Genomic DNA, 12,446 nt, shown 5'->3' with positions numbered 1-12,446 from the left:
GAGGCTGAGCACCTACCAGGGATCACCGGTCCCCCCGGGGGGAGACCTGACCGTGAGTTCGGAGGCGGCCGTCAGGCAGGTCAAGGACGCTCCCGGATTCCGGGGCGTCTACTACCTGGTCGACCGGGCCACGGGCGAGGCCAAGTCGCTGACCCTGTGGGAAGACGAGCGGGCCATGGACGACAGCGAGGAGCAGGCCGCCCGCATCCGTGAGGAGACGGCGCAGCGGGAGGGCCAGCGGATCGTCTCCGTCGAACACTTCGAGGTGGGATTCAGCCACCTCCAGCCGTAGCGCGGACCGGCTGCGGGGGCCGGCCACGGGGGCGGGCTGCGGGCACCAGCTTCCAGAGCACCAGGTACGAGGAGCGATGGCCATGGGCAAGCTCTCGATCGACCAGTTGCGCGAACGGGTCCGCGGGGCGGTCGTCACGCCCGGCGACGCGGCCTACGACGAGGCCCGCAAGGTCAACAACGCCATGATCGACCGGAGGCCGGCCGCCGTCGTGCGCTGCGCCAACGCGGGCGACGTCATGGCCACCGTGGAGTACGCCCGCGAGAACGGGCTCGATCTGGCGGTGCGCGGCGGCGGGCACAGCGTGCCCGGCTTCGGCACCTGCGACGACGGCGTGGTCGCCGACCTGTCCGGGATGCGCGGGGTCCGCGTGGACGCGGCGCGCCGGACGGCGCGCGCGGAGGGCGGCGCGACCTGGGGCGACTTCAACGCGGCGACGCACGCCTTCGGGCTGGCCACCACCGGCGGGATCATCTCGACCACCGGGATCGGCGGGCTCACCCTCGGCGGCGGCATCGGCTACCTGTGCCGCGGAATGGGCCTGAGCTGCGACAACCTGATCTCGGCCGATGTGGTGACGGCGGACGGCCGGCTGCTCGTGGCGAGCGAGGAGGAGAACGCCGACCTGTTCTGGGCGCTGCGCGGCGGCAGCGGCAACTTCGGCGCGGTGACCTCCTTCGAGTACCGGCTCGGGCCGGTCAAGGACATCTACGGCGGGCCGATGCTGTTCGAGCTGGAGGACGCCGCCACGGTGCTGCGCTCCTTCGCGGACCACATCGCCGACGCACCGGAGGAGCTGGGCGGGTTCCCGGCGTTCCAGATCGCCCCGCCGCTGCCCTTCATCCCGGAGGACCGGCACGGCGAGCCGTTCGCGCTGATCGTGGCCTGCTGGGCCGGGCCGGTCGAGGAGGGGCCGCGGGCCCTGGAGGCCTTCCACGACTTCGCGCCGGTGGTCGCCGAGCACGTGGGTCCGATGCCGTACCCCGCGCTCAACAGCGCCTTCGACGCTCTCGTACCGCCCGGACTCCAGCACTACTGGAAGGCCAATTTCGTCACCGAGCTCACCGACGAGGCGATCGCGGCGCACCTGGAGCACGCCCCGCGCCTGCCCGCCGTGAACTCGACGGTCCACATCTATCCGGTCAACGGCGCCTGCCACCGGGTCGCCCCGGACGCGACGGCCTACGCCTACCGCGACGCCTCGTTCGCCACCGTCATCGCCGGCATGTGGCCGGACCCCGCCGACAACGAGGCCAACACCGCCTGGGTCCGGGACTACTACGCGGCCACGGCCCCGCACTCCGAGGAGGGCGGCTACATCAACTTCATGGCCGATGACGACCAGGGCCGCATCCGGGCCAACTACAAGGGGAACTACGACCGGCTGGCGGAGGTCAAGCGGACCTACGACCCGGGGAACCTGTTCCACCTGAACCAGAACATCAAGCCGTAGCGGGGGCCGTGGCGGGAGTCGCTGCCGTCCGGAGCCATGCGGATGCGGAATGTCATGGGATCTGCATATTTTGTCAGGTGTACCGGAAGATCCCGTACATCCGGTTTGTCTGACTGAGGAAGGCCCCCATGAAGCGTTTCCCGGTGATCGGTCTGCTCTGCGTCAGCGTGGCTTTCGGTCTCTCCGCCTGCTCCGACGACAGCTCGCCCGAGGAGGAGGCCACCCAGGCGGCGGCCGACCTCTGCACCGACCTGACCGCGCTGAAGGCCGACAACGCCAAGCTGAAGGCCCTGAACCCCGCCACCGCGACCAAGGACCAGGTCAAGGAGGCCTACGACGCCGTCCAGGAGGACTGGAACGGGGTCAAGGAGAACCTGAGCAAGCTGAAGGACGCGGAGCGGGAGGCGGTGAAGTCGGCCGCCGAGAACCTCAAGAAGGGCTACGAGGACCTGCCGGGCGACACCACCGGCAAGGACGCCCTCACCCAGCTCCAGCCGCAGATCCAGAAGCTGGACGAGACCGCGTCGGCGGCCTCCACCGGTCTGCGGTGCTGACGGGGTGAACGAGCGGGACCCCGGCCGGCTCCCCGGCCGGGGTCCCGCCCGCGTACGTTCACGCGTCGTCGTCGCGGCCGTCGCCACTGTTGCCGTTGCCGTTGGCGTCGCCGCCGCCGTCCGGATCGGCGGGCCCCGCCCCGCGCCGGCGGATCCCGAGCTCGACCGCGCCGAAGAGCGCCTTCGCGATCACGCCCACCAGGAGCAGGTCGGCGACCATCTGCAGGGTGGTCAGCACGCGGCCGGTCTCCGTGACGGGGACGATGTCCCCGAAGCCGACGGTCGCGAACACCGTGACCGTGAAGTACATGGCGTCCGTGCGGTCCAGCGACTCCGAGAACGTGCCCGGCACCTCCTTGGCGAGCAGGAAGTACGTCACGGAGAAGATCACCAGGAACAGCGGCACGGCGGTGGCCAGCGCCTCCATGGCGCGCAGCCGGGGGAACGTCGCCCGGGCGACGGCGGTGACCTGCCTGACCACCAGCCAGCCGAAGAGGCCCAGGCCCAGCACGAGCGACACCAGGGTGCGCAGGACGATCTCGCCGTCCAGGGGCGCCAGGTAGTACAGCGCCGTGATCAGGACGATCGAGGCCGCCGAGCGGAGCAGACAGCCCCACAGGACGCGCCGGCGCTCCCGGGGTGTTCCGGTGGCGGTGCCGTCCATGGACCACTCCTCGCGCAGGCGGGCGGAGCCCCCCGGCCATTGCAGCACCCGCCGCTGCGCCGCGCATCTCCGCACGCGGATGACGGAGCCGGCGGTGTCAAGGCAGTGCCACGGGCGTCCAGATGAGCGGAAACGCGGCGCTCCCGGTGCGTTCGGCCCACTCGAGCCGCTCCCGTACGACGGCCCGCCGGCTCTCGGGGCTCTCCTCCGCGAGCCGGCCGAGGAGGTCGCGTACGCGGAGCAGGGCCATCGGGGAGTCCGTGGCGGCGAAGAGGAGGTCGTCGAAGGCCGTCCGGACGTACTGCTCCCAGTCGGGGACGGGGACCGTCACCCGTACCCGGCCGGCCCCGTCGGTGAACCGGCCGAAGTCCAGCTCCCGGTCGGCGAGCCGGGTGAGCAGGTCCTCCAGGCGGCCCACGGTCTCCACCGCCGTCGCCGGGTCGTTGACGGCGGGGGAGAGCGCGCGGAGCGCGATGTCGACCAGGAGCCTGAAGGGCAGTTCGGGATCCTGGTCGAAGGTGCGTTCCACGCCGGTGATCACGGCCTCGCGCACGACCTCCTCGGCCAGTTCGGCGCCCGTCACCTCGGCCAGGACCATGCCCCGCGAGACGGTCAGGCCGGGGGTGACCCGGAAGTCGATGGCGCAGTCGTGCCGCTGAGCCACCGCCACCAGGGCGTGTACGTCGATCTGCTGGACCACGGTGGCCGGCCCGGACCAGCGCACGGTGGAGGTGGCGCCGGTCCCCGGGGGCTGCGGCGCCGGGGCCGGGCGGCCGGGGACGTACGGCCGCAGGTGCAGCGAGTCGTACGAGCGGTGGGCGCGGGTGGCGATCGCGGTGAGCGAGTGGGCGAGCTGGATCGAGTCGAACGCCTTCGTCTGCAGCGTCCTCATCTGGGCGAGGGCGATCAGCGTGAGGATCATGGCGATGCAGGGGAGGAGGGCCGCGACCTCCTTGCGGGTGCCGATGCCGAGCCCCGCGACGACGCAGAAGACGAAGACCCCGACGGCGAAGGCGAAGGCGCGCCAGACGATCGGTTCGTCGCGGAAGAACGCGAGGCGCGGGGTGAACGTGGTCGCGGAGAACTGCACGACCAGGAACAGCATCGAGTAGATGATGCTCACCAGGCTGATGACGCCGAACCCGACCGAGAACAGCATGGTCGTCACGCGTCCGGCTTCCACCTGCGGTCCCACGTCGGCCAGGGGGGCCAGCAGCCCCAGCACCAGCCCGCCGAGCGCGCAGATCAGCTGGGTCAGGTCCCGGCGCATCGCGCGCGTCGGCCGTTGGAACATGCGGCCAAGCCCCCTCACGGTCACGGGTCGGGTCACGTGTTGCGGGTCATGGGAGGGATGCAATCACGGGAGTGACGGGACCGGGCGGTGAAATGCCGGATATGTGCCGTTCTCTGTTTCTCGTGGAAGGGTGGTCACCGACGTCGGCAACCGTCCCCGTGAGGAGTGCACCGTGTCCGGTCCGGAGGCCACCGCGCGCCGGCTCCGCCTGCCCCCGTGGATGCGCAAGCACACGCCGCTGCTCAGCCGGGTCCTCGAACAGCTCGCCGGCGTCAAGGTCCTGGACTGCGCGTTCCGGCTGGCCGCGCAGGCCTTCCTCGGCGCGGTGCCGGCCCTCTTCGTCATCGGCGCCCTCGCACCCGACTGGCTCCAGAAGGAGCTGGTGTCGTCCATCCGGGCCACGCTCGGGCTCCAGAACGCCGCCCTCGACCAGGTGCGGCAGGTGTACTCCGCCACCGATTCCACCGCCACCGCGAGCACCGGCGCGGTGGGCGTCGTGGTGACGCTGATCTCGGCCACCGCCTGCAGCCGCGCCCTGCAGATGACCTGCGAACGCTCCTGGCACCTGCCCAAGGCCAAGGCCCGGCTCGCGGCCTGGCGGTGGCTGGCCTGGCTCCTCGTCTGGCTGAGCGCCCTGCTCTTCCAGGGGCCGCTCCAGAGCGCCTTCGGCGCCGGGCCGGTCGTCGGGTTCCTGCTCGCCGTGGTCAGCGGCACGCTGCTCTGGTGGTGGACCCAGCACCTGCTGCTCGGCGCCCGGATCCCGTGGCTGCCGCTGCTGCCCGGCGCGGTGCTGGCCGGGACGGGGGAGCAGCTGCTGTCGATGGCGTCGAGGCTCTACATGCCGCACGCCGTGGAGCGCAGCATGCGGCAGTTCGGCAGCCTCGGGTCGGTCTTCGCCCTGATGTCCTGGCTGATCGTGCTGTTCATCGTCCTGACGCTGTCCATCGCCGTCGGGTACGTGGTGGCCCGCGAGCCCCTGCCGGCCCGCTGGCTCGGTACCGACCGGGAGGACGGGATCACGACGCGAGGGTGAACTCGCCGACCAGCCGCACGAATTCGTCCTCCTTCTCGAAGAACGCGACGTGCCCGGCGTCGATCTCGGCGTACGTGCTGTGCGCGATCGCCCGGTGCAGGGCGCGGCTGTTCTCCACCGGGACGGTGAGGTCCCGGGCGGCGCCGATGACGAGCGTCGGTGCCTCGATGCGCGGCAGCAGGTCGCGGATGTCGATGCGGGTGTCGAGGTCGACGTGGCGCAGGGTGCCGGGGGTGGGCGGCATGTTGGGGATCAGGAGTTCCACCTGCTCGCGGCCGATCGAGTTGAGGAAGCCGCGGCTGAAGCCGGTCATGGCGACGGCGCGGCCGAAGGCGGCCGGGTCGGAGACGCCGATCTGCTTCCACAGGGTGAACAGGTTGCGCAGGTACTCGTCGCCCTCGGTGTGGGCCCAGCCGGCGACCAGGATCAGGCGGCGGACGAGGTCGGGGCGGAGGGCGGCGACGGCGGCGGACACCGGGGCGCCCATGGAGAAGCCCAGCAGGTCCACCGGGCCGACGCCCGCGTCCTCGATCACGGCGATGACCTGCGCGGCCAGACCCTCCACGGTCAGCGGGGCCCCGTCGTCCGTGGTGCGGTCGGTACCGGAGAGGTCGGGGGTGATCACGGTGTGGCCGGCGGTGAAACGGGGCAGCGTCCGGCTCCAGTTCACGGCGGAGCCGCCCGATCCGGTGCCGTGGACGAGGACGAGCGCGGGGCCCGTGCCGGAGCCGGAGCGCTCGTAGTGGACCCGGGCGCCGGCGACGCTCACGGTGGCGGCGACGGTGGTGGGGGTGGTGAGGGTGGCGGTGAGGGTGGCAGTGGCGGACATGGCTTCTCCCTGTGGTGCGACGGGTGCCGGGGAGGTGTTCCGCTCCGGCTCCGCCCACACTGCCGCCGGGCCGCGAGGGGTGGCAGAGCCCCGCTGAACCTGGGACCGGCGATCCCTGGTTACGAGGCGGAACCGTCCGGCAGGATGATCCACATGACGATCGACCGCCGTGAACTCGCCGATTTCCTGCGCCGCTCGCGCGAGCGGGTGCGCCCGCAGGACGCGGGGCTGGTCGCCGGACCCAGGCGGCGCACGCCCGGGCTGCGGCGCGAGGAGGTCGCCCAGCTCGCGGGCATGTCGGCCGACTACTACATCCGGCTGGAGCAGGCTCGCGGCCCGCAGCCGTCACCGCAGATGCTGTCCGCGCTCGCCCGCGCCCTGCGGCTCGGCGACGACGCGCGCGACCACCTGCACCTGCTCGCCGGGCACCGCCCGCCCGCCGGGCGGGTCGCCGGAGACCAGGTCAGTGCCGGCCTCCTGCACCTGCTGGACCAGCTGCCCGGCATCCCCGCGCAGGTGCTCGGCGACCTCGGCGACGTCCTGGCCCAGAACGAGATGGCCCGCTCCCTGCTCGGCGGGGTGTGCACGGTGTCCGAGCACGGCCGCAACGTGATCTGGCGCTGGTTCGCCGACCCGGCCGCGCGGGACGCGTACCCGGCCGAGGAGCACGAGCGGTACAGCCGGGTGCACGTCGCGGACCTGCGGGCGGCCGTCGGCCGGCGGGCCTCCGACCCGGCCGCCACCCGGCTGGTGGAGCGCCTGCGGGAGGCCAGCGAGGAGTTCACCGCGCTGTGGGAACTGCACGAGGTCGCCGTCCGCCGCCACAGCCGGATGCGCGTCATCCACCCGGTCGTCGGCCCCGTCGACCTCGACTGCCAGGTGCTCCTCGCCCCCGAGGGAGAGCAGCGCCTCGTCCTGCTCACGCCCCCGCCCGGCACGGACTCGGCCGACCGCCTCGCCCTCCTCCGGGTCGTCGGCACGGAGCAGTTCACGCCGGGCGGCTGACCCGGCAGGCTGACCCGGCCGGTCAGGAGCGGGCCCGGCCGGCCGGTCCGACGATGCCGAACAGGGCGCCTTCGGGGTCGCGCAGGGTGACCTCGTGGGGGAAGAGACCGGAGTCGGACGCGGTGCCGGTGACGGGCCCGGGCCCGTCACCGGGACGGGTCGAGGAGACGGTGCCGCCGCCCAGGCCGGTGGCGGCCTTCACCGCGGTCTCCACGTCGGGCACCCGGAAGTGGACGTGCCAGCGCGGCCGCAGGCTCGGATCGGGGGCCGCCGCGAGGCTCCCGCCGTGCAGACGGGCCACCGTCCGGCCCGCGTGGCGCAGCTGGATGCGGTTGTCCGCCTCCACGTAGGCGACCTCGCAGCAGCCGCTCTGCCCACAGGCCCACTCCAGGACCTCGCCGTAGAAGATGGCGGCGTCGAAGGCGTCCCGGGTGCGCAGTTCGAGCCAGGCCGGGGCGGCTTCCGCGCCCATGCCCCAGTCGGGGATGGCGTCCCCCTGCCAGATCCCGAACACGGCCCCGTCGCGGTCGGAGGCGAGCGCCGCCCGGCCGGTGCCGAAGGCGAGGGGGCCGACGGCGACGGTTCCGCTGCGTTCGCGGATGCGCGCCGCCGTGACGTCGGCGTCGTCCACGGCGAAGTACGGGGTCCAGGCGACGGGAGCCGTGACCGCCGGCGGAAGGGCGCCGATCCCGGCCACCGGGACCCCGTCGCTGAAGCCGACGGTGAACCCGTCCCCGAGCCGGGCCGAGCCGAACTGCCAGCCGAGGACCGCGGCGTAGAACGCCTGCGAGGCGGCGGGGTCGCGGGCCATCAGACTGACCCAGCAGGGTGCGCCGAACGTCTCGTGACTCGATGTCGACACGTCTGTCCACCCCATCCGCTGGTGCGCCCCCGGGAGCCCCGTTCCGTCGGGCACATCCTCGTACCGTCGCCCGGCGGCCCCGGGACGACACGGCGTACGGGCACCCGGGCGGCGCAGCGCGGACGGGGAACCGGGCCCGGGGGGCGAGGGGATGAAACGGACTACAGGTCGTGCTTTACCGTCGGGGCGCTGTTCGCACCGAGGGAGTCGACGTCCTCCATGAAGCTCAGCATCCGGGCGTTGACCACGTCCGGGTGGTCGATCTGCGGGCCGTGCCCGGTGGCGGTGATGATCTCGGCGCGGGCACCGGAGACCAGGCGCGGTACGCGTTCCAGCTGGCGCCCCGGGTGCACGAGCAGGCTGTGCTTGCCCATGATCACGTAGAGCGGGGTTCGGATGGATCGCAGCGCGTCCTCGGCCAGCGGCAGCGGTGCGGGGCGGCGGATCCGGTAGGCGCGGGCGCCGAGCTGGATCCACTTGCGCATCTCGGGGACGGCGATGACCGGCTGGTCCAGCCACTTGGCGAGCCGGGGACGCAGAGCCTTCGGGGCGAAGGTGGCGAACAGGCTCACGAAGACCCAGGCGAAGAAGCGCAGGCCGACCTTCTCCAGGCCTCCGGGGTCGAGGGCGGTGACCGAGGCGAGGCGGTCGGGCCGCCGGTGGGCCTGGTTGAGCACCAGCCAGCCGCCGTAGGAGGAGCCGACGAGGTGGACCCGGTCGAGGCCGAGCGCGTCGAGGGCCTCGTCCATCCACTGGGCGGCGCGCTCGGGCTGCCACATGGGCTCGCGGTGGATGCTGCGGTTGGCGTCGCCGGGGGTGTCGAGGGCGTACACGGGCCGGTCGAGGCTGAGCCCGGGGGTGTTGGGGTACCACATCGCCGAGCTGTAGCCGGCGCCGTGGATCAGGACGATGGGCGTCCGGGACTCGGCCGCGGGGTCCGAGGGCCCGTACCGGTAGACGTGGGTGGTGCCGAAGCCGGTCTCCACGTCCGTCTCGGAGCGGACAGGTGCCCCCATCGCGTAGAGCACGTCCGCGGCGGCGAAGTAGCGGTCGCGCAGAGGGTCGTTGACGTAGCGGCCGACGTCGCGCCGCGGCTTACGGGTCGTGTTCTCGGGCACGGGGCACCTCCGGGAGGACTCGTTCTTCGTGATACGACTGTACCACGATCATGGTACGGCGGTACCATGAAGGCGTCCGGGGAGCCCGGACCACGGACTCGACCGAGGGCGGAGACGACGGCAGATGCCGAAGCGCGTGGACCACGAGGAACGGCGCGCCCAGATCGCCGAGGCGCTCATCAGGGTCGCGGGGCGGCGCGGGCTGCACGCGGTCGGCATGCGGGACGTCGCCGCGGAGGCCGGGGTGTCCCTGCGCCTCGTGCAGTACTACTTCGAGACCAAGGAGAAGCTGCTCTTCTACGGACTCCAGCACCTCACCGACCGCTTCACCGCGCGGGTGGGCGCCCGCCTGGCGGCCGCCGGACCGGACCCGGGCCCGCGCGCGACGATCGAGGCGCTGCTGCTGGCCTCCCTGCCGACCGACGAGGAGGGCCGCACCTTCCACCTGCTCTACAGCTCGTACTCGATCCTGTCCGTGACCGACGAGGCGCTGGCCGCCCAGCCCTTCATCGACAACCCCGACGCCGCCGAGAACGCCCTCACCGGACTGCTCGAACAGGCCAAGGCCTCGGACCTGGCCGACCCCGGCATCGACGCGCGCACCGAGGCGATCAGCCTGCTCGCGATGACGGCGGCCATGGGCACCAGCATCCTCGTGGGCCAGCGCGGCCCGGAGTCGGCCATCGCGGTGCTCCACCACCACCTGGACCGCATCTTCACGCCCGCCACGAGCCCGCCGACCCCGTGAACGAGGGCCGGGGGTTCACCGGTTGGGGTTCAGGGGAGCACCGCGCGGGTGAAGTGATCTGCCTCACATGCTGTCACAGGGGGCGTTCGGCCGGTGTCCATACGGCGTAACCCCTAGAAGCGGAGGACACCATGGCTGAGAACTTCGACGTCGTCGTGATCGGCGGCGGCTACGCGGGCGTGATGGCGGCCAACCGGCTGACGCGGCGCGGCGACGTGCGCGTGACGCTGGTCAACCCGCGTGCGGCCTTCGTCCACCGGGTCCGTCTGCACCAGCTGGTCGGCGGGACCGACAGCGCGGTCGTCGACTACCGGGAGGTCCTGGCCGACGGCGTGCGGCTGGTGGTCGACAGCGTGACGCGGATCGACGCGGCCGGGCGCAGCGTGGCGCTGGCCTCGGGCGGTGCGGTCGACTACGACTACCTCGTCTACGCGGTGGGCAGCGGCAGCGCCGACCCGGGCGTGCCCGGGGCCGCGGAGTTCGCCTACCCGCTCGGCACGCTGGAGGAGGCGCAGCGGCTGCGGCCGGTGCTCGACGGCGCCCCCTCGTCGGCCGCGGTGACGGTGGTCGGAGCGGGTCCGACCGGCATCGAGACGGCCGCCGAACTGGCCGAGCGGGGGCGGGCGGTGACCCTCGTCTGCGGCGGGGTCCTCGGGCCGTACCTGCACGCCCGGGGCCGGCGCTCGGTGGCCGGGCGGCTGGCCGCGCTCGGGGTGACCGTGCTCGACGGCCCCGGCGCGAAGGTGACGGCCGTGACGCGCGACGCCGTACGGCTCGCCGACGGCCGGACGCTGCCGAGCGAGGTGACCATCTGGACCGCCGGCTTCGCGGTGCCGGACCTGGCCGTGCGCAGCGGGCTGAGCACCGACGCCGAGGGCCGGCTGCTCACGGACGAGACGCTGACCAGCGTGGACGACGTACGCGTCATCGCGGCCGGCGATTCGGCCGCGCCGTCGGACCTGCCGCTGCGGATGAGCTGCCAGGCCGCGATGCCGATGGGTGCGCGGGCCGCCGACACGGTGCTCAGCCGGATCGCGGGCGAGCGGCCCGAGACCCTCAACCAGTCCTTCGGCGCGCAGTGCATCAGCCTGGGCCGCCGTACCGGCATCTTCCAGTTCGGCAACCGGTCCGACGTCGCGGTGTGGCTCCACGTCGACGGCGGCCCGGGCGCGAAGCTGAAGGAGGCGGTGTGCAAGGGCATCGTCAAGCACCTGGCCAAAGAGGCGCACAAGCCCGGCGGATACGCCCTGCACCGCCTCCCGGGCGGCCCCGCCCGCCAACAGCGCCTGTCCGCCAAGCAGGCCGAGGCCCCGGTGCCCACCGCCGAACGGGCCATCTAGGCCGGCGGGCCCTTCCCCCGGCCCCGGCCCCGGCAACAGGCCGCCGTCCGCAACGGGTGGGCATCGGGTGGGTGTGTTCGTGGCGTGAAAAGGCTGTCCGAAAGCCGAAAACATAGCCGTGGAACGATCACCGCACTATCATCCGATTTTGCTTGGGCTTGACCAGAAGCCCAGGTGAAAGCGATGCGGGGGAATCACATGCATCACCATTTGGGTCGGCTCGGAGTAGAAGAAAGGCAAGAGCAGGCATACAGAGGCCTGTTGCGCTGTACACGGGCCACGCCCCACACCCTGGCGGTCCACCTCGGCTGTGACGACACCGAGGCCGTGGCATCCGTGCTGAACACGCTCGTGGCCATGGGCATGGCCACCGCCGACGGGACGGAGGTCTACCGGCCGGTCGCGCCGAGCACGGTGGTCGCCCGGCTCGTCGAGCGGCGGCTCAAGGCCCTCCACGAGGAAATGCGGCACGTCTCGGAGACCCGGGACCTGCTCGAATCCCTGCTGCGCGAGCAGGAATTCGAGAACGGGGGCTTGTACGCCGACTCCCGGACCGACGCGCCGCTCATCGAACGGCTCGAAGGGCTGGTCAAAGTCCGCGAGAAACTCGACGAGTTGTCGTTCTTCTGCCGGACCGAACTGCTCGCCACCCAGCCGGGCGGACCGATGACGAAGGACAACATCGCCGCCGCCCGGCCGCTCACCGAGCAGTTGCTGCGGCGCGGGGTCGCGATGCGCACCATCGTGGAGAGCGGCGCCGTCGCCGACCTGGCCACCGCCGCCTACCTGCAGGAACTCACCACCAAGGGGGTACGGATCCGGGTCGTGGAACGGACCGCCGAACGGTTGCTGATCTTCGACAGGCAGACCGCGCTGGCACCCATCGACCCGAACGACTCGACGCTGGGCGCGGTGGCCGTCCGCGAGCCGGGGCTCGTCGGCGGCATGATCTCGCTCTTCGACCGGATCTGGGCCGAGAGCCGCGAGCTCGACGAGGTCGTCGGCAGCCCCGCGGAGGGCGCGGGCCCCGAGGGCGGACTGTCCGAGCTGGAACGGCAGATCCTGGCCACCATGCAGATGGTCGACAAGGACGAGATCGGCGCGCGCGAGGTCGGCGTCTCCGTCCGCACGTACCGCAAGTACGTGGCCGCGCTCATGGGCCGGCTGGACGCGGCCAACCGCTTCCAGGCGGCGCTGCTGGCCCGCGACCGCGGCTGGATCTGACGAGGGCCGGATCCCGCGGGGCCGGGACCC

General features: G+C 72.5%; 13 protein-coding genes. 8 read left to right on the top strand and 5 right to left on the bottom strand.

What is annotated here, in order from left to right:
- The first annotated feature begins 52 nt into the window (after nucleotides 1–52).
- The 3 genes from ACFYZ4_RS38005 to ACFYZ4_RS37995 all read left to right on the top strand — a co-directional run bounded on the left by ACFYZ4_RS38005 (nucleotide 53) and on the right by ACFYZ4_RS37995 (nucleotide 2,299).
- On the top strand, nucleotides 53–292 hold the full coding sequence (locus ACFYZ4_RS38005) for a hypothetical protein (RefSeq protein ID WP_390786152.1): 240 nt from the start codon (nucleotides 53–55) through the stop codon (nucleotides 290–292).
- A gap of 82 nt (nucleotides 293–374) precedes the next feature.
- Nucleotides 375–1,745, top strand: coding sequence for an FAD-binding oxidoreductase (locus ACFYZ4_RS38000; protein WP_390786151.1), 1,371 nt, complete (start codon nucleotides 375–377; stop codon nucleotides 1,743–1,745).
- Nucleotides 1,746–1,873: 128 nt separating this feature from the next.
- A complete protein-coding gene (locus ACFYZ4_RS37995; protein WP_351292150.1) occupies nucleotides 1,874–2,299 on the top strand; it encodes a hypothetical protein in 426 nt (141 codons plus the stop codon).
- A gap of 58 nt (nucleotides 2,300–2,357) precedes the next feature.
- Here ACFYZ4_RS37995 and ACFYZ4_RS37990 read toward each other — a convergent pair whose 3' ends face one another.
- Complete coding sequence (locus tag ACFYZ4_RS37990) at nucleotides 2,358–2,963, bottom strand: potassium channel family protein (protein ID WP_390786150.1); 606 nt, start codon at nucleotides 2,961–2,963, stop codon at nucleotides 2,358–2,360.
- 97 nt (nucleotides 2,964–3,060) lie between these two features.
- A complete protein-coding gene (locus ACFYZ4_RS37985) occupies nucleotides 3,061–4,257 on the bottom strand; it encodes a DUF2254 family protein (protein WP_390786149.1) in 1,197 nt (398 codons plus the stop codon).
- A gap of 172 nt (nucleotides 4,258–4,429) precedes the next feature.
- Here ACFYZ4_RS37985 and ACFYZ4_RS37980 point away from each other — a divergent pair, with 172 nt between their 5' ends.
- Nucleotides 4,430–5,290, top strand: a complete 861-nt coding sequence (locus ACFYZ4_RS37980) for a YhjD/YihY/BrkB family envelope integrity protein (RefSeq protein ID WP_351292144.1) — start codon at nucleotides 4,430–4,432, stop codon at nucleotides 5,288–5,290.
- Here ACFYZ4_RS37980 and ACFYZ4_RS37975 read toward each other — a convergent pair.
- A complete protein-coding gene (locus tag ACFYZ4_RS37975) occupies nucleotides 5,274–6,119 on the bottom strand; it encodes an alpha/beta fold hydrolase (protein ID WP_390786148.1) in 846 nt (281 codons plus the stop codon). The two genes, ACFYZ4_RS37980 and ACFYZ4_RS37975, sit on opposite strands and share 17 nt — an antisense overlap.
- Before the next feature lie 144 nt (nucleotides 6,120–6,263).
- On the opposite strand from ACFYZ4_RS37975, the gene ACFYZ4_RS37970 reads away from it, so the two are divergent.
- Nucleotides 6,264–7,124, top strand: coding sequence for a helix-turn-helix transcriptional regulator (locus ACFYZ4_RS37970; RefSeq protein WP_390786147.1), 861 nt, complete (start codon nucleotides 6,264–6,266; stop codon nucleotides 7,122–7,124).
- A 22-nt stretch (nucleotides 7,125–7,146) separates the two neighbouring features.
- On the opposite strand, the gene ACFYZ4_RS37965 is transcribed toward ACFYZ4_RS37970, so the two are convergent.
- Together ACFYZ4_RS37965 and ACFYZ4_RS37960 are read right to left on the bottom strand one after the other, a co-directional pair.
- On the bottom strand, nucleotides 7,147–7,935 hold the full coding sequence (locus ACFYZ4_RS37965) for a VOC family protein (RefSeq protein WP_390786180.1): 789 nt from the start codon (nucleotides 7,933–7,935) through the stop codon (nucleotides 7,147–7,149).
- Nucleotides 7,936–8,147: 212 nt separating this feature from the next.
- Nucleotides 8,148–9,104 carry an alpha/beta fold hydrolase gene (locus ACFYZ4_RS37960; protein WP_390786146.1) on the bottom strand — a complete coding sequence of 319 codons (957 nt, stop codon included), beginning with the start codon at nucleotides 9,102–9,104 and terminating at the stop codon, nucleotides 8,148–8,150.
- 124 nt (nucleotides 9,105–9,228) lie between these two features.
- Between ACFYZ4_RS37960 and ACFYZ4_RS37955 the strand changes: the two genes are divergently transcribed.
- The 3 genes from ACFYZ4_RS37955 to ACFYZ4_RS37945 all read left to right on the top strand — a co-directional run bounded on the left by ACFYZ4_RS37955 (nucleotide 9,229) and on the right by ACFYZ4_RS37945 (nucleotide 12,416).
- Entirely contained in the window at nucleotides 9,229–9,852 is a 624-nt protein-coding gene (locus ACFYZ4_RS37955) for a TetR/AcrR family transcriptional regulator (protein WP_390786145.1), read from the top strand.
- A 131-nt stretch (nucleotides 9,853–9,983) separates the two neighbouring features.
- A complete protein-coding gene (locus tag ACFYZ4_RS37950) occupies nucleotides 9,984–11,192 on the top strand; it encodes an NAD(P)/FAD-dependent oxidoreductase (protein WP_390786144.1) in 1,209 nt (402 codons plus the stop codon).
- A gap of 261 nt (nucleotides 11,193–11,453) precedes the next feature.
- Nucleotides 11,454–12,416 (top strand): helix-turn-helix transcriptional regulator, encoded by a 963-nt coding sequence (locus ACFYZ4_RS37945; protein ID WP_384349507.1) that lies wholly within the window; start codon nucleotides 11,454–11,456, stop codon nucleotides 12,414–12,416.
- Nucleotides 12,417–12,446 lie beyond the last annotated feature (30 nt).

Source organism: Streptomyces sp. NPDC001513, from assembly GCF_042894695.1.
Taxonomy (GTDB): Bacteria; Actinomycetota; Actinomycetes; order Streptomycetales; family Streptomycetaceae; genus Streptomyces.
Note: the sequence above shows the minus strand (reverse complement) of the source record. Positions and strands in the feature narration are given on the sequence as shown.

What these genes read in the sequence shown, in the direction of transcription:
- ACFYZ4_RS38000 (WP_390786151.1), top strand. Translation starts at nt 375, where the DNA reads ATGGGCAAGCTCTCGATCGACCAGTTGCGCGAACGGGTCCGCGGGGCG.
- ACFYZ4_RS37995 (WP_351292150.1), top strand. Translation starts at nt 1,874, where the DNA reads ATGAAGCGTTTCCCGGTGATCGGTCTGCTCTGCGTCAGCGTGGCTTTC.
- ACFYZ4_RS37990 (WP_390786150.1), bottom strand. Translation starts at nt 2,963, where the DNA reads ATGGACGGCACCGCCACCGGAACACCCCGGGAGCGCCGGCGCGTCCTG.
- ACFYZ4_RS37985 (WP_390786149.1), bottom strand. Translation starts at nt 4,257, where the DNA reads ATGTTCCAACGGCCGACGCGCGCGATGCGCCGGGACCTGACCCAGCTG.
- ACFYZ4_RS37975 (WP_390786148.1), bottom strand. Translation starts at nt 6,119, where the DNA reads ATGTCCGCCACTGCCACCCTCACCGCCACCCTCACCACCCCCACCACC.
- ACFYZ4_RS37970 (WP_390786147.1), top strand. Translation starts at nt 6,264, where the DNA reads ATGATCCACATGACGATCGACCGCCGTGAACTCGCCGATTTCCTGCGC.
- ACFYZ4_RS37965 (WP_390786180.1), bottom strand. Translation starts at nt 7,935, where the DNA reads ATGGCCCGCGACCCCGCCGCCTCGCAGGCGTTCTACGCCGCGGTCCTC.
- ACFYZ4_RS37955 (WP_390786145.1), top strand. Translation starts at nt 9,229, where the DNA reads ATGCCGAAGCGCGTGGACCACGAGGAACGGCGCGCCCAGATCGCCGAG.
- ACFYZ4_RS37950 (WP_390786144.1), top strand. Translation starts at nt 9,984, where the DNA reads ATGGCTGAGAACTTCGACGTCGTCGTGATCGGCGGCGGCTACGCGGGC.